At 55.4% G+C, this 22,825-nt stretch carries 18 protein-coding genes; 15 read left to right on the top strand and 3 right to left on the bottom strand.

Annotation, left to right across the window (positions count from 1 at the left end):
* The first annotated feature begins 237 nt into the window (after positions 1–237).
* The 12 genes from FHW66_RS03890 (at position 238) to FHW66_RS03835 (ending at position 15,586) form a co-directional block, all read left to right on the top strand.
* Positions 238–1,458 (top strand): alanine--glyoxylate aminotransferase family protein, encoded by a 1,221-nt coding sequence (locus FHW66_RS03890; RefSeq protein ID WP_183378388.1) that lies wholly within the window; start codon positions 238–240, stop codon positions 1,456–1,458.
* 211 nt (positions 1,459–1,669) lie between these two features.
* The gene (locus tag FHW66_RS03885) at positions 1,670–2,953 is read left to right on the top strand and encodes an MFS transporter (protein WP_183378387.1); all 1,284 of its coding nucleotides are present in this window, start codon (positions 1,670–1,672) and stop codon (positions 2,951–2,953) included.
* Positions 2,954–2,987: 34 nt separating this feature from the next.
* Positions 2,988–5,993 (top strand): FAD-binding and (Fe-S)-binding domain-containing protein, encoded by a 3,006-nt coding sequence (locus tag FHW66_RS03880; RefSeq protein WP_183378386.1) that lies wholly within the window; start codon positions 2,988–2,990, stop codon positions 5,991–5,993.
* A gap of 977 nt (positions 5,994–6,970) precedes the next feature.
* Positions 6,971–8,878, top strand: a complete 1,908-nt coding sequence (gene thrS / locus FHW66_RS03875) for a threonine--tRNA ligase (RefSeq protein WP_183378385.1) — start codon at positions 6,971–6,973, stop codon at positions 8,876–8,878.
* Between the two features lie 68 nt (positions 8,879–8,946).
* Positions 8,947–9,468, top strand: coding sequence for a translation initiation factor IF-3 (gene infC, locus FHW66_RS03870; protein ID WP_183378658.1), 522 nt, complete (start codon positions 8,947–8,949; stop codon positions 9,466–9,468).
* 226 nt (positions 9,469–9,694) lie between these two features.
* The gene (gene rpmI / locus FHW66_RS03865; protein ID WP_034291984.1) at positions 9,695–9,892 is read left to right on the top strand and encodes a 50S ribosomal protein L35; all 198 of its coding nucleotides are present in this window, start codon (positions 9,695–9,697) and stop codon (positions 9,890–9,892) included.
* Positions 9,893–9,912: 20 nt separating this feature from the next.
* Positions 9,913–10,272 carry a 50S ribosomal protein L20 gene (gene rplT / locus FHW66_RS03860; RefSeq protein ID WP_007882754.1) on the top strand — a complete coding sequence of 120 codons (360 nt, stop codon included), beginning with the start codon at positions 9,913–9,915 and terminating at the stop codon, positions 10,270–10,272.
* A 190-nt stretch (positions 10,273–10,462) separates the two neighbouring features.
* The gene (gene pheS, locus FHW66_RS03855) at positions 10,463–11,479 is read left to right on the top strand and encodes a phenylalanine--tRNA ligase subunit alpha (RefSeq protein ID WP_183378384.1); all 1,017 of its coding nucleotides are present in this window, start codon (positions 10,463–10,465) and stop codon (positions 11,477–11,479) included.
* A gap of 103 nt (positions 11,480–11,582) precedes the next feature.
* Complete coding sequence (gene pheT / locus FHW66_RS03850; protein ID WP_183378383.1) at positions 11,583–14,009, top strand: phenylalanine--tRNA ligase subunit beta; 2,427 nt, start codon at positions 11,583–11,585, stop codon at positions 14,007–14,009.
* Positions 14,010–14,119: 110 nt separating this feature from the next.
* On the top strand, positions 14,120–14,533 hold the full coding sequence (locus FHW66_RS03845) for an integration host factor subunit alpha (protein WP_183378382.1): 414 nt from the start codon (positions 14,120–14,122) through the stop codon (positions 14,531–14,533).
* 10 nt (positions 14,534–14,543) lie between these two features.
* Positions 14,544–14,945 carry a MerR family transcriptional regulator gene (locus FHW66_RS03840; protein WP_183378381.1) on the top strand — a complete coding sequence of 134 codons (402 nt, stop codon included), beginning with the start codon at positions 14,544–14,546 and terminating at the stop codon, positions 14,943–14,945.
* Between the two features lie 98 nt (positions 14,946–15,043).
* Positions 15,044–15,586, top strand: coding sequence for a GNAT family N-acetyltransferase (locus FHW66_RS03835; RefSeq protein ID WP_183378380.1), 543 nt, complete (start codon positions 15,044–15,046; stop codon positions 15,584–15,586).
* 15 nt (positions 15,587–15,601) lie between these two features.
* Here the strand turns inward: FHW66_RS03835 and FHW66_RS03830 are convergent, their stop codons facing one another.
* Entirely contained in the window at positions 15,602–17,320 is a 1,719-nt protein-coding gene (locus FHW66_RS03830; RefSeq protein WP_221196893.1) for an FAD-dependent oxidoreductase, read from the bottom strand.
* A 23-nt stretch (positions 17,321–17,343) separates the two neighbouring features.
* On the bottom strand, positions 17,344–18,279 hold the full coding sequence (locus FHW66_RS03825) for a glycosyltransferase family 2 protein (protein ID WP_183378378.1): 936 nt from the start codon (positions 18,277–18,279) through the stop codon (positions 17,344–17,346).
* Positions 18,280–18,498: 219 nt separating this feature from the next.
* Between FHW66_RS03825 and FHW66_RS03820 the strand changes: the two genes are divergently transcribed.
* The 3 genes from FHW66_RS03820 to FHW66_RS03810 all read left to right on the top strand — a co-directional run bounded on the left by FHW66_RS03820 (position 18,499) and on the right by FHW66_RS03810 (position 21,978).
* Positions 18,499–19,266, top strand: coding sequence for a WecB/TagA/CpsF family glycosyltransferase (locus FHW66_RS03820; protein ID WP_183378377.1), 768 nt, complete (start codon positions 18,499–18,501; stop codon positions 19,264–19,266).
* A gap of 80 nt (positions 19,267–19,346) precedes the next feature.
* A complete protein-coding gene (locus tag FHW66_RS03815) occupies positions 19,347–20,753 on the top strand; it encodes an undecaprenyl-phosphate glucose phosphotransferase (RefSeq protein ID WP_370543395.1) in 1,407 nt (468 codons plus the stop codon).
* The gene (locus FHW66_RS03810; protein WP_183378375.1) at positions 20,743–21,978 is read left to right on the top strand and encodes a GNAT family N-acetyltransferase; all 1,236 of its coding nucleotides are present in this window, start codon (positions 20,743–20,745) and stop codon (positions 21,976–21,978) included. Before FHW66_RS03815 ends, FHW66_RS03810 begins: the two co-directional genes overlap by 11 nt.
* A gap of 7 nt (positions 21,979–21,985) precedes the next feature.
* Here FHW66_RS03810 and FHW66_RS03805 read toward each other — a convergent pair whose 3' ends face one another.
* A complete protein-coding gene (locus FHW66_RS03805) occupies positions 21,986–22,759 on the bottom strand; it encodes a polysaccharide deacetylase family protein (RefSeq protein WP_183378374.1) in 774 nt (257 codons plus the stop codon).
* Between the last annotated feature and the right edge of the window lie 66 nt (positions 22,760–22,825).

Genomic DNA, 22,825 nt, shown 5'->3' with positions numbered 1-22,825 from the left:
CGTCATTGCTTTTTCTGCATCGAGAAAATTCTTTAACCTATTGTATTTAATGGGTTTAATTATTCATGTAAGCGATTTTTGATAGAGCTTAGTGCATTTCTTCCGCTGCGCAGCAGAGAAATCTGTTTACCGACCATAAATTGGCTGATAAAGTATTTTGTATTCAAAATACAAAATGTAAGTGCATATTCGCTGCAGTCAGTTCGGTAACCAATTCGATTCTCAAAGGAGGAGTTCATGTTGAAGTTAGATTTTCATCCCGCCGGTCGTCACTTCCTGCAAATCCCTGGCCCAAGCCCGGTTCCTGACCGGATCCTGCGTGCCATGAGTTATCCCACCATCGACCATCGTGGCCCGGAGTTCGGCGCCTTGGGTTTGCAGGTGCTGGCGGGTATCAAGAAGATTTTCAAGACCGAGCAACCAGTTGTGATTTATCCAGCCTCCGGCACCGGCGCATGGGAAGCGGCCCTGACCAATACCCTGAGTGCTGGTGATCACGTCTTGATGGTTGAGACTGGTCATTTCGCCACTCTTTGGAAAAAAATGGCTGAAGCACTTGGTTTGCAGCCGGAGTTTCTCGGCTTGCCCGGTATCGAGGGCTGGCGGCGGGGGGTGCAGCCTGAGGCGATTGAGCAGCGTTTGCGGCAAGACAGCGGCCATCAGATCAAGGCGGTCTGCGTGGTGCATAACGAGACCTCGACCGGCGTCACTTCGGACATCGCTGCGGTGCGCCGCGCCATTGATGCAGCGGGGCATCCTGCGTTGCTGTTGGTGGATACCATTTCTGGTCTGGCCTCGGCGGACTATCGCCACGATGAGTGGGGTGTTGATGTGACGGTGTCGGGTTCGCAGAAGGGCTTGATGCTGCCACCCGGTATCAGCTTCAACGCGGTATCGAAAAAGGCACTGGAAGCCAGCAAGCATTCGCGGTTGCCGAAAGCCTTCTGGGGCTGGACTGAAATCATTGAAATGAATGCCAGCGGCTACTGGCCTTACACGCCCAATACCAACTTGTTGTATGGCCTGTCGGAAGCCTTAGACATGATTCTGGGCGAGGGTTTGGACAATGTTTTTGCGCGTCATCAGCGCCTTGCTGCTGCGTGCCGTGCAGCGGTCAATGCCTGGGGATTGCAGATTCAGTGTGCTGATCCGGCGGTCTATTCGCCGGTGCTGACGGGTGTGATGACGCCGGCCGGCTTTGATGCCGATGCGATCCGTAAAACCATTTACGAGAATTTCAACATGTCGCTCGGCACCGGTCTGGGCAAGATGAAGGGCCGCATGTTCCGGATTGGTCATCTTGGCGAAGCCAATGAATTGACCTTGATGGCAACGCTGGCCGGTTGCGAAATGGGCCTGCAGCAGGCGGGTGTGAAGCTGGCTGGTAGTGGTGTGGCAGCGGCCATGCAACAACTGATGGCGCAGCAGCATGAGCAGCAGTTGCGCAAGATCGCCTAGAGCGGAAACCTGCATGCCGGTACGGCAGCGCCGAAGCTGCCGTACCGCGCTATTGATAACGCTTTTGAGTCGGCCGGGCTGAGCTGCCCGGACCGAAAGTGCGGCATCGACCATGCACCAGCAGCACCTGCAAAGTACACACGCAGCAAGTGCTAAAAACGCGCATAGAACGCGTCGGACCATGCCGCTTCACCCATCATGGAGACAAGCAATGAGAGCCCTACGTTTGCGAGCGACCAGCATCGTGTTGTTGATGCTGTGCCTGATGTATTTCATTACCTATCTGGACCGTGTCAATGTCAGTACCGCGGCAGCCGGTTTTGCTGCTGAGTTTGGTTTGTCGAGGACCGAGATCGGTCTGGTGTTTTCTGCGTTTGCCTATCCTTATCTGGTGTTTCAAATCATCGGTGGCTGGGTCAGTGACAAATTTGGTGCGCGCCGCACGCTCATCTGGTGTGGTTTGCTATGGGCGGTGGCGACGATATTGACCGGTCTGGCGGGCGGTCTGGTGTCCTTGTTATTGGCGCGGCTACTGCTCGGTCTTGGAGAGGGAGCTACTTTCCCGGCGGCGACGACGGCGATGTCGCGCTGGGTATCGAAGGACAGGCGCGGTTTTGCGCAAGGTATTACGCATGCATTTTCACGGGTTGGCAATGCGGTTGCCCCCGCAGCGATTGTGCTGGTCATGAGTGTCTATGGCTGGCGTCAGGCGTTTTATATCTGCGGCATTTTCAGTCTGGTATGGGTGATCGTCTGGGCGCTGGTATTTACGGAGGATCCGGCTGCGCATCCGCGCATTACCGAAGCCGAACTGGCAGACTTGCCAGCCACCCGCAAGAGCAAACCGCAGGTGCCTTGGGGGCCATTATTCAAGCGCATGTTGCCGGTCACGATTGTGTACTTTTGTTATGGCTGGACCTTGTGGTTGTTCCTGAGCTGGATTCCGCAATATTTTCTGCATAGCTACAACCTGGCGATTCAGAAGTCGGCGCTGTTTGCTTCCAGTGTTTTTCTTGCGGGTGTGATTGGTGACACGCTGGGCGGCCTGATCAGTGACCGTATTTTGCGGCGTACCGGTAACTTGCGCAAGGCGCGCAGCATCATGGTGTCGGTTTGCATGTTCCTGACCTTGCTGTCCTTGTTGCCGTTGTTGTTTGTGCATGATCTGACGATCTGCACGCTGGCCTTGAGTGCGGGTTTCTTTTTTGCGGAAATGACGATCGGTCCAATGTGGGCCTTACCGATGGATATTGCACCGGAGTATGCCGGTACTGCGAGCGGCATGATGAATAGTGGTTCCGCGCTAGCGGCGATTATCTCGCCGGTGTTGTCAGGCTTCGTGATTGATCGTACCGGTAATTGGGAATTGCCGTTCCTGGGCAGCATGCTGTTGATGGCTTTGGGTATGGTGCTGGCTTACCGTCTGCAGCCAGACCAGAAGTTTGAAACCCAGTTGCCATCGGCACGGCACAAGCCGATGAAAGTAGGCGTATAACAGCCTTGCCTTCTGAATCTGAACAGGAAAATCCATGTTGATCAAGCCAATTCATCTGGTGCCTTCGGGCACTCGGGGCGCTGCCATCGCGCCGACTTTCGTCAAACAACTGCAACAGGAACTGCGTGGCGACGTGCTGTTCGGTCTGGCTGACCGTGGTCGCTATGCGACCGATGCATCGATCTACCAGATCATGCCGCTTGGTGTGGTGGTGCCGCGTGATCAGGCTGATCTGCGCCTGACATTGGATATCGCCCGTCAGCACGGCTTGCCCTTGCTGGCGCGAGGTGCCGGTACCAGTCAGTGCGGGCAAACGGTTGCCGAGGCGCTGGTGATTGACCACAGCAAGTATCTGAACCAGATCATTGATTTCGATGCTGTGGCGCGCACCGTGACGGTGGAGCCGGGGATGGTGCTTGATCATCTGAACGCCTGGCTGAAACCGCATGGCTTGTGGTTTCCAGTCGATGTATCGACGGCGGCACAATGCACCATCGGCGGCATGGCGGGGAATAACTCCTGTGGTTCTCGCTCGATTGAATACGGCAACATGGTGCACAACGTATTGGCCATTGATGCAATTCTGGCCGATGGTGTTGAGGCGCGATTCGAGCGTCTGCCGGAGATGGATCTTGGTCATCCGCGTGTGGCTGGCATTGTGCAAGGCTTGCAGGGGATTGCGCGACGTGAGCGGGCCGACATCGTCGATAACATTCCCAAGGTCTTGCGTCGCGTGGCGGGGTACAACATTGATATTTTCGATTGTCAAAATCCGCGTGCTTACACCGATGATGGTGTCGCCAATCTGGCGCATATCCTGATCGGTTCGGAGGGAACCCTGGCGCATACCCGTCAGATCACACTGGCATTGGCGCCGCTACCGGAGCACAAGGTGCTGGGCGTGGTGAACTTCCCGAGCTTTTATCAAGCCATGGATATGACCCAGCATATCGTCAGGCTCGGGCCTACTGCGGTGGAGCTGGTGGACCGCACGATGATTGATCTATCGATGAGCAATCCCGCTTTCAGGCCGGTGATCGAGCAAGCCTTGAGCGGGCAGCCGCAGGCAATTCTGCTGGTCGAGTTTGCTGGCGAAGCCCAGCAGCCGTTACTGGAAAAACTCAGGCTTCTTGGTGAGTTGATGAGTGATTTAGGGTTGCCGGGTAGCGTGGTCGAGATGCCGGGGGCAAGCCAGCAAAAAGCCTTGTGGGAAGTACGCAAGGCCGGGCTCAATATCATGATGAGCATGAAGGGGGATGGCAAGCCGGTGTCTTTTATCGAAGATTGCGCTGTGCCACTGGAGCATCTGGCCGAATACACCAGTGCCTTGACAGAGGTGTTTCACAAATACGGTACGGAAGGCACCTGGTATGCGCATGCCAGTGTCGGTACCTTGCATGTGCGTCCGATTCTGGATATGCGACGCGATGGTGCGAAGCATATGCGTGAGATTGCCGAAGCCGCAGCGGTACTGGTGCGCAAGTACAAGGGCGCGTATTCCGGTGAACATGGTGATGGTTTGTGTCGCGGCGAATGGGTGGCCTGGCAATATGGTCCGCGACTCAATGCTGCCTTTGCTGAGATCAAGCAATTGTTTGATCCCGATAATCGTCTCAATCCGGACAAGATCGTGCGGCCACCGAAGATGGATGATGTCAGTAACTTCCGCTTCCCGCCTGGTTATCGTGAATTGCCGTATACGCCAGCGCTGGACTGGTCGGCATGGAACGTCAAACGCCATCCGTTGAGCGGTCAGGAGAGTGCACCCGGTAGTGGCGGCGATCGCAGTGGAGGGCTCGCCAAGCTAGTCGAGATGTGCAACAACAACGGTCATTGCCGCAAGTTTGATGCTGGGACGATGTGTCCCAGCTATCGTGTCACCCGCGATGAACAGCATGTCACGCGTGGGCGTGCCAATACCTTACGGCTGGCGCTGTCGGGGCAGATTGATGAAGATGGGCTGGCCAGTCCGGTGGTCAAGGAGGTGCTGGATCTGTGCATCTCGTGCAAGGGGTGCAAGCGCGATTGTCCTACCGGAGTGGATATGGCCAAGCTTAAGATTGAGGCGCGCTCAGCATGGGTTGGACGTCATGGTGTGAGTTTGCGTGAGCGGCTGGTGGCGCAGTTGCCAGCGTATGCAGGGCAAGCAGCAAAGATTGGCGGCATACTGGCATTGGCGCAGCGGATTCCTTTGCTGTCGACTCTGGCAAAGAACTGGTTGGGGCTGGCACCGCAGCGTTCCTTGCCGCGGTTTCGGAAGCCGTTTCTCGGTAATGCGCTGACCTCGCCCTCTGGTGTTGACGGTAAAGAGGTATTGCTGTTTGTCGATACCTTCAACAATCATTTTGAGCCGGAAAACGCCCGGGCCGCGCAACAGGTGCTGGAATCTGCCGGTTATACCGTGCATTTCAATACGGTCAATGGTGAGCGCCCTCTGTGTTGCGGCCGCACGTATCTGGCCGCAGGGTTGGTTGAAGAGGCAAAGGCTGAGGCGCGCCGTACACTTGATATCTTGTTGCCTTACGTACAGCGCGGGGTAGCCGTGGTAGGGCTGGAGCCATCATGCCTGCTGACCTTGCGCGATGAGTTCCTGCAGTATGGTTATGGTGATGAGGCGCAGCAGCTGGCGCAGTCGTCCTTCCTGTTTGAAGAATTCCTGTTGCAGGAGCATCAGGCCGGCCGCCTTGCATTGAAGCTCAAACCGTTATCGGGCAAGAAGATACTATTGCACGGTCATTGCCATCAAAAGGCCTTCGACGCTTTACGCCCGGTACCGCAAGTGTTGCAATGGATTCCTCTGGCGCAGGTGGATCTGGTGGCGTCGTCCTGTTGTGGCATGGCAGGCAGCTTCGGCTATGAGAAGGAGCATTACGATACCTCCATGGCAATGGCTGAACTATCCCTGTTGCCAGCGGTACGTCAGGCATCTGCCGATACCATTGTGGTGGCGGATGGCACCAGTTGCCGTCATCAGATACAGGATGGTGCTGCGCGTGAGGCCTTGCATGTGGCGCGGGTGTTGGCGGCAGCACTGGTGTAGGTGCGGGAAAGTTGGCGAAATGGAATAATCGCGCTGTGTGAGAATTTTTATGCAAATATTTTGCACAGCGCGAATTCTTGTGCTATATTTCGGTATTGATTTTTGGGAAGCAAAAAGTCGGCAGTCAATAGTGTTAATAAAAAAAATAAATAACACGGTCAAGTTGGCTGCCAAGTGAAGGTTAACAGTTACTCCGCATTTCTTCTGCATTTCTGGTCATCACAGGCCATCTCTGTTTTAGTAATTCATCTGTAAATCTTCCCCTTTGAACGCTTAGCGTGCTGCCTGTTGTTATTGGCGCCGTTGTCGTATGTTCTTTGTCTTATTCGCTGATGCGCGGATAGCAGAGCAGATTCACCTTTCGTCGGTGCCACTTTCCAGATAGGACTGGGTGCCGGGAATCTTCTCTCTTATCCGTGTCAAAGCCTGTTACTGCCTGTTCGTGCAGATAATAGAGTTGATTCACCTTGTGACGGTGCCACTTTCCAGATAGGTCTGGGCATCGGAGTCTTCTCTCTTATCTGTATGATCGCGCAGGCACTTCGGCAGCCCCTCCCGGTGCCGATACCAGAGTAGATTCGATCTGCCGGCCCGCCACTTTCCAGATAGGTTTGGGCGTTCCGCAATTCGGCGATGCCACTTTCCAGATAGGATCGGGCATCGCGAATCTGCTCTGGTATCGGCAACCTCACATTAATTTGATATAATTCTGGCTCTATTTGGCGCAATGGCGTCAATTTAACGCGATTCAAGCATTACCCTCACATCTGTAAGAGCGAGAAAGGCATCCTGGTTATGACACCGCGAACTACCACCGCGCTTGTTACGCGACGCTAGTCGGGTTCTTTTTCGTCTTTTGAAAAAGCGCGGCTAGTCCGCGTTTTTTTTCGTCCGCATTTTCCGTCTTGTATTTCATCTCGTATTTCATTTTATTTATTTGATCCGTTCGGCCTAGTCCTGACGGCAGGGAGTTAAAAATGGTTTCAGTTCGTCTTCCCGATGGTTCGCAACGCCAGTTCGATGCGCCTGTCACAGTGGCGCAGGTTGCGGCCAATATTGGCGCGGGCTTGGCCAAAGCAGCCTTGGCCGGCAAGGTTGATGGCAAGCTGGTCGATACGTCTTTTCTGATCGAGCGCGATGCCGATCTGGCCATTGTGACCGACAAGGATGCGGATGGTCTGGAAGTGATCCGTCACTCGACCGCCCACTTGCTGGCCTATGCCGTCAAGGAGTTGTTCCCGGATGCGCAGGTCACCATCGGTCCGGTGATCGATAATGGTTTTTACTATGACTTTTCCTACAAGCGTCCTTTCACGCCTGAGGATCTGGCGGCGATCGAAAAGAAGATGGCAGAGCTGGCCAAGAAGGATGAGCCGGTCACACGCAAGGTCTTGCCGCGTGATGAGGCGGTTGCTTATTTCAAATCCATCGGTGAAGCCTATAAGGCGGAAATCATTGAATCGATTCCGCAGGATCAGGATGTGTCTCTCTATACAGAGGGTGGTTTCACCGATCTGTGTCGCGGTCCACACGTACCGTCCACTGGCAAGCTGAAGGTGTTCAAGCTGATGAAGCTGGCTGGTGCCTACTGGCGCGGCGACTCCAAGAACGAGATGTTGCAGCGTGTCTACGGCACTGCCTGGGCCAAGAAGGAAGATCAGGAAAATTACCTGCTCATGTTGGAAGAGGCGGAAAAGCGCGATCACCGCAAGCTTGGCCGTGCGCTGGATTTCTTCCATTTTCAGGACGAAGCACCTGGCCTGATTTTCTGGCATCCCAAGGGTTGGTCGATCTGGCAGCAGGTGGAGCAGTACATGCGCCGCGTGTATCAAGACAATGGGTATCAGGAAGTCAAGGCGCCGCAGATTCTGGATCGTTCGTTGTGGGAGAAGACCGGTCACTGGGAGAATTATCGTGAAAACATGTTCACCACCGAGTCTGAAAATCGCGCTTATGCCCTGAAGCCGATGAATTGCCCGGGTCATATTCAGATTTTCAACTCCGGTCTGCATAGCTATCGCGATTTGCCATTGCGTTATGGTGAATTTGGTCAGTGCCACCGCAATGAGCCTTCTGGCGCGTTGCACGGCATGATGCGGGTGCGCGGCTTTACCCAGGATGATGGTCACATTTTCTGTACGGAAGATCAGGTGCAGGAAGAGGTCGCCGCTTTTAACAAAGTGGTGCGCGAGGTGTATACCCACTTTGGCTTTACTGACGTGGCCGTCAAGTTGGCGCTGCGTCCGGAAAAGCGTATCGGCGAAGAAGCGGTCTGGGATAAGGCTGAAAATGCCCTGCGGGAAGCGATTCGTGCCTCCGGTAGCGAATGGGAAGAGTTGCCGGGCGAAGGTGCCTTTTATGGTCCGAAGATCGAATATCATCTGAAGGATTCGATTGGCCGCTCCTGGCAATGTGGCACCATGCAGGTCGACTTCTCGATGCCAGCACGTCTGGGTGCGGAATATGTCACAGAAGACAATGATCGCAAGGTACCAGTGATGTTGCACCGGGCTATCGTTGGTTCGCTCGAGCGTTTTATCGCGATTTTGATCGAAAACCACGCTGGTGCGATGCCATTGTGGCTGGCGCCGACTCAGGTGGTGATCCTGAATATTTCCGATGCGCAATCTGAATATGTCAAAAACGTTGCGCAAACGCTGAAAAAACAAGGGTTTAGAGTAGAGACCGATTTGCGTAACGAGAAGATTACCTATAAAATACGGCAGCATTCTCTACAGAAGCCGCCTTACATTCTCGTAGTCGGTGATAAAGAGCGTGATACAAATACAGTGGCCGTGCGTGCGCGGGGCAATGTCGACCTGGGTGTGATGCCTATCGACGTGTTGGTGGAGCGCCTCAAAACTGAGGTCGACACCAAAGCCTAAAGATGCCTGGAGGCATCTTCCAGCGCAAGAGCACGGCTTAATTTATTGGACGTTAAAAGGAAACTGCAATAGCTACTGATAAGTCGCATCGCATTAATGGTGAAATTACAGCACCTGAACTGCGTTTATCCGGGGTCAATAACGAGCCGCTAGGCATCGTCAGTTTGGCAGAGGCATTCCGTCTGGCGGAAGAGGCGAACGTGGATCTGGTGGAAATCGCACCAACTGCGCAACCTCCGGTAGCGCGCTTGATGGATTATGGCAAGTTTAAGTATCAGGAGCAGAAAAAAGCTCATGAAGCCAAGCTGAAGCAAAAGGTCATTCAGGTTAAGGAAGTTAAATTCCGTCCTGGTACCGATGACGGCGATTACAACATTAAGTTGCGCAATTTGACCAAGTTCCTGGAAGAAGGGGATAAAACCAAGATCACACTGCGTTTCCGCGGTCGTGAGATGGCCCACCAGGAAATTGGGATGCGCGTGCTGGAGCGCTTGAAAGCCGACCTCGAGCCATTTGGTCAGGTGGAGCAGTTTCCAAAGATGGAAGGTCGCCAGATGATCATGGTTCTGGCACCGAAAAAGAAGAAGTAATTCCTACTTTTTCACACAGTGTGCCGGCCTTGTCTGGTGCCTGTGAATACCGGCCTGGCGGTAACGTCAGGCCGATGTTTTTGCCGGCAAGTCTGCAGTTGGGACTTGTTGCAAAAGCAGCAGCGCAAGCTGTTGCCAATAAGTGAGAGCAGGCATCAAAGAGTAGCGTTTTGCTACCACCTGCAATCATCAAAAAATGGAGCTGTCCACAAGGACAGATAGTGTTATGCCAAAAATGAAGACGAAAAGCAGCGCCAAAAAGCGCTTCCGCGTCCGTCCAGGCGGTACTGTTAAACGCGGTCAAGCGTTCAAACGTCACATCCTGACCAAGAAAACCACCAAGAACAAACGTCAATTGCGCGGTGCAGTGGGAGTCCATGAGACTAACCTGACATCAGTTCGTGCAATGCTGCCGTTCGCTTAACCTCACACTAAGGAGCTACTATGCCTAGAGTTAAACGTGGGGTAACAGCACGTGCCCGTCATAAAAAAGTCTTAGCCCAAGCTAAGGGTTATCGTGGTCGCCGCAGCACCGTCTACCGTATTGCCAAGCAAGCAGTCATGCGCGCTGGTCAATACGCTTACCGTGACCGTCGCAACAAGAAGCGCGTATTCCGCGCACTGTGGATCGCTCGTATCAACGCTGCTGCTCGTGAGCATGGCGTTACCTACAGCGTGTTCATGAACGGCCTGAAGCGTGCCTCGATCGAACTGGACCGTAAGGTTCTGGCCGATATGGCTGTGACTGACAAGCCAGCGTTCGCTGCGATTGTCAATCAGGTCAAGGCAAACATCGCCAAGTAATTCGCGTTGTTGCTGCAGCCACTACTGGTGCGCTGAGTGCGTACTGATGGTGGCAGCAAATCCTGCGGGGCAGAGGTTGAAATACCTGTGCCCCGTCTTGTTTTTGATCTTCACTGTTTTCTTCTTTTCGACTTCGTCGTCAGAACCCGAAGCGGGTTCTTAGATTTCTGATTGGAGCGAGACTTACCGCATGAATCCCCTAGACCAACTCGTTGCACAGGCTCAGGCCGACTTCGCTGGCGCTGCTGACGCCGCCGCACTGGAAAACGCCAAGGCCAAATATCTTGGCAAGACTGGTCAGATCACTGAGCAGATGAAAGGCCTGGGCAAACTGGCACCGGACGAGCGCAAGGCGCAAGGTGCCGTCATCAATGCCGCCAAGGAGCAGATCGAGAACGCGCTGACTGCGCGCCGTGATGCATTGGCCAATGCCCAGATGCAGGCGCGTCTGAATGCCGAAGCGATTGATGTCACGTTGCCCGGTCGCGGTCGTGGCAAGGGTGGTGTTCACCCTGTGATGCGCTCGTGGCAGCGCGTCGAAGAGATCTTTCGCTCGATCGGCTTTGATGTCGCCGACGGTCCTGAGATCGAAACCGACTGGACCAATTTCTCGGCACTCAACAGCCCGGAAAATCATCCAGCCCGTTCCATGCAGGATACTTTCTACATCGAAGGTAACGATACTCAGGGCAAGCCACTGCTGCTGCGTACTCATACCAGCCCGATGCAGGTGCGCTATGCACGGATGAACAAGCCGCCAATCAAGGTCATCGCTCCCGGTCGTACCTATCGCGTCGACAGCGATGCCACGCACTCGCCGATGTTCCATCAGGTCGAAGGTTTGTGGATCGCCGAAGACATCAGTTTCGCCGACCTCAAGGGCGTGTACCTCAATTTCGTCAAGGCTTTCTTTGAAACCGATGATTTGCAGGTGCGTTTCCGTCCTTCGTATTTCCCGTTCACCGAACCATCGGCAGAAATCGATATCGCCTTTGGTAGTGGCCCGCTCAAAGGCCGCTGGCTGGAAGTCTCCGGTGCTGGTCAGGTGCATCCGACGGTGGTGCGCAACATGGGTCTGGATCCTGAGCAGTACATCGGTTTTGCGTTTGGCTCCGGTCTTGAACGTCTGACCATGCTGCGTTATGGCATCAACGATCTGCGTCTGTTTTACGAAGGCGATTTGCGCTTCCTGAAACAATTCAATTGAACAATGTAATGCCCGCTGCAGGCGCCATCGTGTGCTGCAGCGGCTGACAAGTTAACTGTGCAGAACGCTCGCCGCGTCCTCACCCTAGCTGAAGGTTGGAATCATGCAATTCTCTGAAAACTGGTTACGTACCATGGTCAATCCGAAGATGACTTCGGATGAGTTGTCGCATCTGCTGACAATGTCGGGCCTGGAAGTGGAAGAAGTGGAAGCGGTCGCGCCGCCATTCTCCAACGTCGTCGTCGGTGAAGTGCTGGAAGTGGTCAAGCATCCCAATGCGGATCGCCTCAATGTCTGTCAGGTCGATGTCAAGACCGGCACCATCCTCAATATCGTGTGCGGTGCGCCGAACGTGCGCGTCGGCATGAAGGTGCCTTGCGCCATGGCTGGTGCGGTGCTGCCGCCTGGTGCGGATGGCAAGCCGTTTGAGATCAAGGTTGGACAGTTGCGCGGTGTTGAATCGCAAGGCATGTTGTGCTCGGCACGTGAATTGAAGCTGTCGGAAGATCACGGCGGCTTGCTGGAATTGCCCGATGATGCACCAGTGGGACAAAACTTCCGCGATTACTTCCTGCTCAACGATCTCAAGTTCACTATCAAGCTCACACCCAACAAGGCTGACTGTCTGTCGGTGCTGGGTGTGGCGCGTGAAGTGTCGGCACTGACCGATACGCCGTTGAAGCAACCAACTTTCCAGACCGTCGCGGTCAACCTTGACGAAAAACTGCCTGTCAAAATTTCGGCGCCAGACCTGTGCGGTCGCTTTGCTGGTCGCGTCATTCGCGGACTCAACGCCAAGGCAGCCACGCCACAATGGATGAAGCAGCGTCTGGAGCGCAGTGGTCAGCGTCCGATTTCGGCACTGGTAGATATTTCCAATTACGTCATGCTGGAGCTGGGACGTCCGTCGCATGTGTTTGATCTGGACAAGATTCACGGCAGTCTGGATGTGCGCTGGGGCAAGAAGGGCGAACAGATCAAGCTGCTCAACGGGAATACCGTTGAAGTCGATGAATGGGTTGGCGTGATCGCTGACGACAAGGAACTCGAATCGCTGGCCGGTATCATGGGCGGTGACGCCACATCGGTCTCGCTCGATACCACCAACATCTATCTGGAAGCCGCATTCTGGTTCCCGCAGGCGATTCAGGGCCGTGCCCGTCGCTATAATTTCTCGACCGATGCGGCGCACCGCTTTGAGCGTGGCGTGGATTTCGCGACCGTGGTCGAGCATATCGAGCGCATCACTGCCTTGCTGATTGAAATCTGCGGTACGCCTGATACCAAGATCGGTCCAGTTGATGACCAGATCGTCAATCTGCCCAAGCGTGAACCAGTCAAGCTGCGCACCGCGCGTGCGGCCAAGGTGATCGGTGTAGCCGTGGATGACGCACTGGTCGCTAACGTATTTACTCGCCTTGGTCTGCAATTTACGCAGGAACCGGGTTTGTTCTCCGTGACGCCACCGTCTTATCGTTTCGATATCGAGATCGAGGAAGATCTGATTGAAGAGGTTGCCCGCGTCTACGGTTTTGAAAACATTCCAGCCTTGCCGCCAGTGGCTGCCAGTGCCATGCGCATTGCGCCGGAAAACGTGCGTTCATTGTTTGCCGTGCGTCACCAGCTGGCCGACCTGGATTATCAGGAAGTGGTTAATTTCAGCTTTGTCGAGACTGCCTGGGAAGCTGACTTTGCCGGCAATCAAGCCCCGATCAAGTTGCTCAACCCGATCGCCAGCCAGATGAACGTGATGCGCTCGTCACTGATCGGTAGTCTGGTTGCCAACGTGCGTTACAACATCAACCGCAAGGCTAACCGCGTGCGCGTGTTTGAAGTTGGTGCTGTGTTCCACCGCGATGCGCAAGTGCAGGATGGTCCGCTGGAAGTCGCCGGTTACCACCAACCCAAGCGTGTTGCCGCACTGGCCTATGGTCCGGTCGCCGATGAGCAATGGAGCCTGGAATCGCGCAATGTTGACTTTTTCGACGTTAAGGCAGATCTGGAAGCCTTGTTTGCGCCACGCACTTTGCGCTTTGTGCGCATCGATCATCCAGCGTTGCATCCGGGACGTTCAGCGCAGATCGAACTGGATGGCAAGAACATCGGTTTTATCGGTGAATTGCATCCACGCCTGCAGCAAAAATATGACCTGCCGCTGGCGCCGGTGGTGTTCGAAGTGGATGCGCTTGCTCTGCAACACCGCGAGGTACCACATTACGCGGAAATTTCGAAATTCCCAGCCGTTACCCGTGACCTGGCATTGGTCGTAAAGCAGTCAGTGCAGGCGCAAGAATTGTTCGATATCTTTGCTGCCGAGAAGCAGGCTAATGCCGTTTGTGAGATCGTCCAAGCCATTGTTTTATTTGATGAATATCATGGCAAGGGTCTGGAAAGCGACGAAAAAAGCCTTGCTTTCCGCTTCACCTTGCAAGATACTCAGAACACACTCCAGGACGATAAAGTCGACGCTGCAATCAGCGCCGTGATTGCTGCTGCAACCAGTAAAGTTGCTGCGAAATTGCGTGCTTGACAAGGTCTTGGCGTCAGATTCTGCCGATGCAGAATCTGGCAAACTCAAGGTCTTGTTTGGTCTTTCACCCCCGAAAAAAACGCAAAAAAAAAACTGGCAAATTTATCGTCATGAACAATGTGAATTCAAGCGAATTTCAATCGGTACTGGATGCTGATCTGGAGCGTGCGGTACTCGAGTCGCAAGTGCGTTCGCAGGCTGAAAAAAATCTCCCTACGCTGACCAAGGCTGAACTTGCCGAGCTGTTGTTCGAGCAGGTGGGTCTGAACAAGCGTGAAGCCAAGGATATGGTGGAAACTTTCTTTGATGAAATCCGCAATGCGCTGGAACGCGGCGAGTCGGTCAAATTGTCCGGCTTCGGTAATTTCCAGTTGCGTGACAAACCCCAACGTCCTGGCCGCAATCCCAAAACCGGAGAAGAAATTCCGATCACCGCACGGCGCGTGGTGACTTTTCATGCCAGTCAAAAACTCAAGGAAATGGTGGAAGGCGTTGATGCGCAACCATTTTCTCTCGCCGTGTAATCATTAATCAATGAACGAACGTGTCAAACAAGCGGCGGTGATCGTGTTGCCGCCCATTCCTGCCAAACGCTATTTCACCATCGGTGAGGTCAGTGAGCTGTGTGGCGTCAAGCCGCACGTGTTGCGCTATTGGGAGCAGGAATTTACCCAGCTCAAGCCAGTCAAGCGACGCGGCAACCGACGCTATTATCAGCATCATGAGGTGCTGCTGATCCGTCGTATCCGTGAGCTGCTCTATGAACAGGGCTTCACTATCAGCGGTGCACGCAACAAGCTTGACGGCCATGCGCATGGCAATGATGCTGCAGCCGAAGCCGTGGTGGAGCAAGTGCCGGAAATTGCGCTCGGTGCTGCCGAGATTGAAGCCTTGCGGGCCGAGCTGATCGATATTCTCCATTTGCTCAAGCCGTAACCTGTCGGTCTTTGAGTAGTGTAGATGCTGTCTGTAATCAAAGAGCTGCCTGAGGCGGCTCTTTTTGTCTGGATCACACGATCAATCCATAAAACGTAATGACTACCCATGCCACATTGCATTGGCGCGCCATGCACCAGCAAGACCTGCATCAGGTGAACGCCATTGCTGCAATTGTGCATCCTGACTATCCCGAGTCACCCGAAGTCTTTGCGGAGCGGCTGGTGTTATCGCCAGCGACGTGCTGGGTAGTTGCCGACGACCGTGATCAATTTCAATTGCATGGTTATGCCATTGCACACCCTGCGGTACTGGGTCAGCCACCAGCGCTTGATACCTTGCTCCACCGATGTAATCCCAAGTCAGACTGTCTGTATCTGCACGATCTGGCGTTGACTCAGGCCACTCGCGGTGCAGGGCTGGGTATCGCGTTGGTCGACTTGTTGGTGCGGCAGGCGCAGGCCCACGGGTTTGACAGTCTGGCACTGACGGCCGTCAATCAGTCGCAAGGCTACTGGCGTGAGCGTGGTTTTGATGATTACGCCGGGATAGACCAACGCCTGTGCGACAAGATGGCCAGTTACGACGCGCAAGCCGTTTATCTGACGCGGTGCTTACGCAACATAGGTAACCCGCACTGAGCTGGCAGACGCAGCTTACGCTGTGGCTTTGACCGGCAGCTCGGTTTTGTCTGCAGGGGCATCGCCAAGCTGGACCAGATGCGCGGCTAAACGTGCTGCCAGTGCGGCGGCAAGGAAGGTCGGATTGGCCTCACCTGCCGTCGGGAAGACGCTGCTGGAGGCGATGTAGAGGTTGCCGATGCCATGTACGCGACAGTGACTATCAACCACACCTAACGTTGGATCGGCATGCATGCGGGTCAGACCGATCTGGTGGAAGCCATCGGTCGCCTGCTCCATCACATGTTGCATACGTTGTTCAGGGGCGCGGTGATAATCAACCGTGCCTTTACCGCTGGCACGCAAGGCCTGATCCAATACCGTATGGGTCTTGAGCACCGATTGTGCATCTTCCGGCAGGTATCGGAAATCGATGCGCAGGCGCGGAACGCCCAGTGCATCGCGTTCGGAACCCAGGGTCACGCGGCTATCAGGATTGGGAATCTGTTCGGCGTGGTATTTGAGCGCATAAGTACCGCCCTGATTGCGCAACACAAAGCCCGGCTTGCGTACCGATGACAGATAACGCAGACGCAGGATGGTCAGCACATCAGTGGCTGCCGCCCAGGGACGCCGCAGCACGTTGAGGATATGCGCACCATAGCGATGGGGCGGTGGTCCCAGATGCATCAGACGGATCGCCTCGGACAGCATGCGCCGTCCGATTGCCGGGATGGCCAGTGCCAGAAAGACCAGCGACAAGGTCGGGTTGCGATGGCGTGCATCGTAGAACGGTGGGTTATCGGCAAAGAAGGAGGTGTTAAGCAGACCTTGCTCGCGTTGCACCAGTTCCGATAGCGTGAAGCGGCGGCGTACATAGGTATCACTGCTGTCACGGGTGAAATCCAGATCATCAAAATCCTGTGGCTGCTTCAGCACGATACTGGCAATGCTACCGAAAATGTGCCCCATGTAATAGCGACCCAGAGGTCCTTCTGCGCCGCCGAACAGGGTGGGTAATTCGGGATGACGTTGCTGCGTGAGTAGCAGCAGGCGGGTAATTTCCAGGGCACCACCGGCCAGTACGTAATGACGCGCCTGTACCATCAATGGCGGCTGTTGAGGTTGCTGTTGCTGGGCTGGCCGGTGATGCACCTGCAATGCCGTAACCTGCCCCTCGGCGGCACCGTCTTGTGTCAGTGATATCCCGGTGACCGTCGCGTCAAACAGGAAGTGAATATGAGGGTGGCCCAAGGCGCGCTCACCCAGTCGCGGTGCCAGCTTCGGTTGGCGGGCCCAGCGCTCCAGCTGGGACAGCGCAACCGGTCCCGCATGAAGTTCACTCCAGCTGGGCGCCTCATCGCGGAACTGGGCATGACCACAATCAAGATACTCTGCGGCCTTGGCATACCACGGTGTGATTTCGGCCAGCGTGAGTGGCCAGCCAGAATGCGGCACGTAGGCGCGTGCCTCAAAATCAATCGCCTCAAATGGCACGCAACGACCACCCCATAGCCATGCGTTGCCGCCGAAGGCGCGGTTGGTGGCCAATGCTAATGGCGCATGCGTCTTTGGATCGGCAATCTCGGCCTGCACGTCTGCCATGCTGGTCGGGCTGGGTTGTTGCGTGCCGGCCTCCAGTACCAGTACCTGCAGCCCCTGTGCGGCCGCCTCCAGCGCCAGCGTCAGCCCGACCGGGCCGGCTCCCATCACACAAATGTCAAACTGGGTGTCGACCGGCAGTGCCGCGAGCATGACCATAGGATCCTTGGAATGATTTATTTTTTGCGTAGCACGAAATTTTTCAGGCGTGTCATCTGCCATTGCCGCAGGTAGCGTCGGAATTCAGGATTGTCATAGCGTGGCAAGCCGCGCAGTGCAGACCAGAAGTAGCTGAAAATCATCAGCAGGCCGCCGATGATGACCGGCTTGTCACGCATGCGATTGATGCCGGTGGCGATCGCATATAACGGGTGGTAACCCATATACCAGTTACCGCGCCCCCAGCGCAGCCGTCCTTCGTAGATGTGCTTGTCTGACGATCCCATGATGCGGTGATGCCACAGCCAGGCATGCGCATCGTAGTAGCAGAACGTCTCCCAGCCCTTCATCCAGGCAGTGTGGACGTCAATCCCGTCCCACGACAAATGCTGTACGAATCCGCCAATATCCTCAAAGGCAACCCGCTTGTAGAGCTTGAACTGGCCAGCCACCTGTTGCTCCATGTGGCTCTCTTCAATGTAGCGGCCGTCCTCGTGACGATAGACCTTGCCGGAGGCAGCAGCCAGCTTGGGATCAGCGTCCAGCCTGGCCAGCATGCGTTCCAGATACAGAGGGCCAAATGACATGTCGCCATCGAGTTTGGCGATATATTGGTAATCCTTGTGGGTGACGTGTTCGAGACCAAAATTGAAGGCCGCAACGACACCACCTCCCAGCTTGCGGAAGCCTCGGTTCTGACGGGGAACGAGGCGAATGAACGCATATTTCTCAGCATACTCACGCACGATATCGGCGGTTTCATCTTCAGAGCCGTCGTCAACCAGTATCCATTCAACCGGACGGCAGGTCTGGGCCACCATGGAGTCCATGGTCAGTCGCAAATACTTGGCCTCGTCGCGCACCGGCGAAATCACCACCAGCGGCACAATGCGCGGGTTCACAGCCGGTGGTGCCGCGACGGGCTGTAATGGCTGATGCTGCTGGTCTTGCATGTCACATCCTTGTGTTCTTGTTGGGATACCTTACGCTGGGCATCCTGTAGCAGCACGAATCAGCACAAATCAGCGCGAGTCAACTGCAATTTTTTAAAATCGGGAAATTGGTAAATATTCGAGATATAAACTGCAATATTGTTAAAATGCTACCGCATTAATTCTAACTGCATTTGCCCGAATGTCGCCATTTTTTGTCACATCGGGAGCCTCGATCGGATGAGCAAAAACAAGGTTTTTACGACCACCAGACTGTTTGGTCTCGATATCAGTGCGACCACGCAGGCGCAGGCGTGCGCGCAATTGTTAGCCCATGCTGCAGCTCGCAGCGGGCCGCCAGCGGTGGTGGTGACACCGAATGTTGATCATCTGGTGCGGCTTGATGCGGACCCGGCCTTTCAGCAGTTGTATTGCCAGGCAGATTACATCTTTGCCGATGGCATGCCTCTGGTCTGGGCCAGTCGTGGTAACACGGTGCGGTTGCCAGAACGGGTGACGGGTTCGGATCTGTTTGTGCTACTGGCGCGAGCATGTGCCGGGCAGGGCTTGCCAATCTTTGTGATCGGCGGCATGCCGGGACAGGAAGCCATGTTAACGGCGGCGTTTGAGCGCGTTTATCCGGGCCTGTCGGTTGAGCTGTATTGCCCTTCGATGCAGTTTGATCCGCTTGGTGAAGAAGGCCTGGAAGCCTTGCGACGCGTCAATGCCAGTCGTCCTGGCATCGTCTTTGTCTGTCTCGGCATGCCCAAGCAGGAGCGATGGGCCTTGCTGCTGCGTGAGCAGATCGACGCCGGTGTGGTCATGTGCGTTGGTGCTGCCATGGAGTTTGCGCTGGGCTTCAAGCTGCGGGCCCCGCTGTGGATGCAGAAGTCGGGACTGGAGTGGCTCTGGCGGCTGCTCTCCGAGCCACGCCGCCTATGGCGCCGCTATATCATTCAGGGTTCGCGTTTTATTGGCATGTGGCGCCGTGAGCGACAGAAACGATAGAAGCGACAGTCGTGATCGCACAGGCCGCAGTCGTAACAACAGTAACAAGATCAACCAGATCAACGTGAAGGATGGCAGCAGTGGGCTTTTATTCTGATAAACGCAATCATCAAACCGCCTGGCTGGGGCCATTGGTCGGGGCTGTGTATGCGTTGACCATTTTGCTGACGCTGGAGTTATGCGTCGCTTTGTATCAATTTGCGGAATTCACCACCTTTAATTTTGTGGCGGCAGTTGCAGGTATCGCCAGTTTCATTGTGTTTAGCGATGCGCGTCGCTATACGATCGATAACCGGGCGATCACACTGCATGACTTTCCAGCCATTGTGCGGCTCTGGAGCGGTATCTTTTTTGTCGTCGTGTTGGCACTCTATCTGACCAAGTCGGCTGCCGAGTTTTCCCGTGTGGTGATGATGCTGTGGCTGCTGTGCACACCGTTTACGCTGACGCTGACGTCATTGCTGTGCCGTTGGTTGGTGTTGCGCATGAATACTGCCAAAGGGCAGCGTCGTACGGCGGTCTTTGTCGGCTTTAGTGAAGATGCGCAACGTTTGTCCGAGTCTTTTCAGACCTCGCCCATCTTCGGTATTACGCCACTTGGTTACTTCGACAACCGCCAGACGAGCGACCGTATGGGACTGGAACTGCCACGGCTGGGACGTCTCATCGATGCGATTGAGTGGTTCGAGAACAACAAGGTCGATATGGTCTTTGTCGGCTTGTTGCAAGCCCGCTCCAGCGACATTGCACCGGTCGTTGACGCTTTGCATGATTCGGTGGCATCGGTCTATTTTGTGCCGGATTCGACCCTGTTTGGTCTTGGTCATATCCAATACGCCGAGTTGGCCAGTACGCCGGTGCTGGTGGCCTATGAAACCCCCTTTCTTGGCGTGACGCGCTTTCTCAAGCGCTTTGTTGACATTGTCCTGTCGGCGTTGATCTTGCTGCTGCTGAGTCCGCTGATGCTGGCCATTGCCGCCGGCGTCAAACTGTCGTCGCCAGGGCCGGTCCTGTTCCGTCAGATGCGTTATGGCGTTGGAGGACAGCAGATCATGGTCTCGAAGTTCCGTTCAATGCGCCAACAGCCGCCGTCGATCGATGGTGAGGTCGTGCAGGCGACCGTTGATGATCCGCGCGTGACCTGGTTTGGCCGCCTGATCCGGCGCACCTCACTGGATGAGTTGCCGCAGTTTTTCAATGTATTGCAAGGCTCCATGAGTATCGTTGGTCCGCGTCCGCATGCGGTTGAGCATAATGAGCTGTATCGCAAACAGGTCAAGGGTTACATGCTGCGTCACATGGTCAAGCCCGGGATCACCGGCTGGGCCCAGATCAACGGCTTGCGCGGTCAGACCGATACCCTGGAAAAGATGCAGCGGCGCATCGAGTTTGATCTCTACTACATCCGTCACTGGTCATTGGCGCTCGACTTCCGCATCATTTTGCGCACCGTTCTGATCGTATTGAAGGATCGTCATGCCTATTGAAGTCGGTGCAGCTGGTGGCGTAATTAGCAATCCTATGAAGCACCTGTCTGTTTCCCGCATCGCGCTGCGTGACCTGTTGCCGTCAGCCTGTGCGAGTCTCGGAGAGGATGCCAGTATCGCCATTTACACCACATGTGAGGCAGCACAAGCCTGCTGGCAGGAAGCCCGCCAACAGTGTCAGGGATACGCGTTTCAGACCTATGAATGGCTGGCTTGCTGGCAGCAGCATCTGGGGCAGCGGCAAGGCTGGCAGGTGCGCATTGTCGTGCTGCGCGATGGCGATGGGCGTATTCGTCTGCTGTTGCCATTGGGGATCCGCCGCATCGTTGGCTTGCGCAGGCTGGATTTTCTCGGTGGTGAACTTACCGACTATCGTGCGCCCCTGATTGCCTCTGATTTTCCGACAACACTATTTGGCAGCCTGTGGACGGCCTTACTGTCGCTGTTGCAGGTGGATCTGTTTCGTAGCCGACGTATGCCGGCCACGATTGAAAATATCTGCAATCCATTCAGTTTGCTGCCGGGTATCGAGGCCAACGAGCAGGCACATGCTGCGACGTTGCCGGATACCTATGCCGAATTTCAGAAAAGCCGTAGCGCCAAAATGTTTGCCGATACCCGTCGTCGCTTGCGCAATCTGGAAGCCATCGGCAAGGTACGCGTCGAGATCGATGCTGTCGGTGCACAGCGCGCCGAAGTGGTGGCGACGATGGCGCGCCAGAAGTCACGCCGCTGGCGCGAAACACAGGCGCGGGATATCTTTCGCGAACCCGGCTATCTGGACTTTTATCAGACGTTGGCAGCACAGGGCATCACGGGCGGTAGCGTGGTGTTGTCAGGCTTATACGTAGACGAACAATTGGTGGCTACGCATTGGGGGCTGCGCTATGGCAAGCGCTTTTACTGGCTGATGCCAGCCTATCAGGATGGCGACTGGACCCGTTATGCAGTCGGTCGCCAGTTACTCGATGCGGTGCTTAAACACAGCATCGCGACTGGGCTCAAGATATTCGATCTGACCGTCGGTGATGAATCGTTCAAGCAGCAATGGGCAGATCACACGCTGATGCTCTATGGCGGCCAACATGGCGTCACCCGACGCGGCAAGATGGCAGTCGCCGTCAATCAACGCTGGCAGGACCTATATGCCGGGTTGCGAGCCAATACCAGACTGCGCAATCTGGTCAGACGACTGCGCGGACGGGCGCCGATCACTGCCCAGTAAGGGAAGGCTAATCGGTGCCTGCATCTTCCTGTTGTTGCCAGTAATCGATTGCCGCGTTCATGGTCATGAGCTTGCAGCCGGCTGCGAGGGCGGCTGCCACGACCTGTTCCAGACGCGCCGGTGAGATGCCGTAGCGACTCGGGGTGTCTTCCACATCATGGGTGTTGATAATCAGCCAGCCCTGTTCCTGTGCCGCCCGGCTGATGAGCGTTTCGACACTATCGGTATCGACCGGCACATTGTAAAGGCGATGGGTCTTGAGGGCGTTGAGGTCGACCTGTCCGGATTCCAGCCCGCCACCGGTCACCCGGCTGGAGCGAAAGCGTGCACGACCGATGCGTTTGGCCTGATAGGCATAGGCGCCAAAAGGGTAGGCAAAATTGAGTCGTCGGGTATCCACACCCAGTTGCGCCAGAAACGCCGCATTTTTGTCCAGCTCGTCCTGCAGTGCCTTTGCTGTCAAGGTATCGCAGCGCACGTGCGAAAAACTATGACAGCCCAGCTCATGTCCCGCTGTCAGCAGACGGCGCAGATCGGCTTCGGTATGGCATGGCTTACCTTGCTCACTGTGGCCGGTCAGGCCACCGGCGATATAGAAGGTGCCGCGTGCGCCGGCCTGTTCCAGTATGCGGGCACCGGTCTGGCAGGCCGACGCGGGTGCATCGTCAAAGGTGAAGCAGACCACGCCGTTGGATCCCTGCAGGCGCAGGTTCTGTTTGAACGCGTGCTGTGACAGGCGTCTGCTGATACGCAGGGAGAGTCGGGAAACGGATTCGGTCATGAGATTTCAGGCGACGCCGGCGGCGATATGGCAACGATCAGAATCATCATGATAGCCCAAGCTGTG

Source organism: Herbaspirillum sp. Sphag64 (assembly GCF_014192645.1).
Taxonomy (GTDB): Bacteria; Pseudomonadota; Gammaproteobacteria; order Burkholderiales; family Burkholderiaceae_D; genus Herbaspirillum.
This window is presented reverse-complemented; position numbering and strand designations above follow the sequence as displayed.

Coding starts and splice junctions, on each gene's coding strand:
- FHW66_RS03890 (WP_183378388.1), top strand. CDS start 238: ATGTTGAAGTTAGATTTTCATCCCGCCGGTCGTCACTTCCTGCAAATC.
- pheT (WP_183378383.1), top strand. CDS start 11,583: ATGCAATTCTCTGAAAACTGGTTACGTACCATGGTCAATCCGAAGATG.
- rpmI (WP_034291984.1), top strand. CDS start 9,695: ATGCCAAAAATGAAGACGAAAAGCAGCGCCAAAAAGCGCTTCCGCGTC.
- FHW66_RS03805 (WP_183378374.1), bottom strand. CDS start 22,759: ATGACCGAATCCGTTTCCCGACTCTCCCTGCGTATCAGCAGACGCCTG.
- FHW66_RS03840 (WP_183378381.1), top strand. CDS start 14,544: ATGAACGAACGTGTCAAACAAGCGGCGGTGATCGTGTTGCCGCCCATT.
- FHW66_RS03885 (WP_183378387.1), top strand. CDS start 1,670: ATGAGAGCCCTACGTTTGCGAGCGACCAGCATCGTGTTGTTGATGCTG.
- rplT (WP_007882754.1), top strand. CDS start 9,913: ATGCCTAGAGTTAAACGTGGGGTAACAGCACGTGCCCGTCATAAAAAA.
- FHW66_RS03845 (WP_183378382.1), top strand. CDS start 14,120: ATGAACAATGTGAATTCAAGCGAATTTCAATCGGTACTGGATGCTGAT.
- pheS (WP_183378384.1), top strand. CDS start 10,463: ATGAATCCCCTAGACCAACTCGTTGCACAGGCTCAGGCCGACTTCGCT.
- FHW66_RS03830 (WP_221196893.1), bottom strand. CDS start 17,320: ATGCTCGCGGCACTGCCGGTCGACACCCAGTTTGACATTTGTGTGATG.
- thrS (WP_183378385.1), top strand. CDS start 6,971: ATGGTTTCAGTTCGTCTTCCCGATGGTTCGCAACGCCAGTTCGATGCG.
- FHW66_RS03820 (WP_183378377.1), top strand. CDS start 18,499: ATGAGCAAAAACAAGGTTTTTACGACCACCAGACTGTTTGGTCTCGAT.
- FHW66_RS03835 (WP_183378380.1), top strand. CDS start 15,044: ATGACTACCCATGCCACATTGCATTGGCGCGCCATGCACCAGCAAGAC.
- FHW66_RS03810 (WP_183378375.1), top strand. CDS start 20,743: ATGCCTATTGAAGTCGGTGCAGCTGGTGGCGTAATTAGCAATCCTATG.
- FHW66_RS03880 (WP_183378386.1), top strand. CDS start 2,988: ATGTTGATCAAGCCAATTCATCTGGTGCCTTCGGGCACTCGGGGCGCT.
- FHW66_RS03825 (WP_183378378.1), bottom strand. CDS start 18,279: ATGCAAGACCAGCAGCATCAGCCATTACAGCCCGTCGCGGCACCACCG.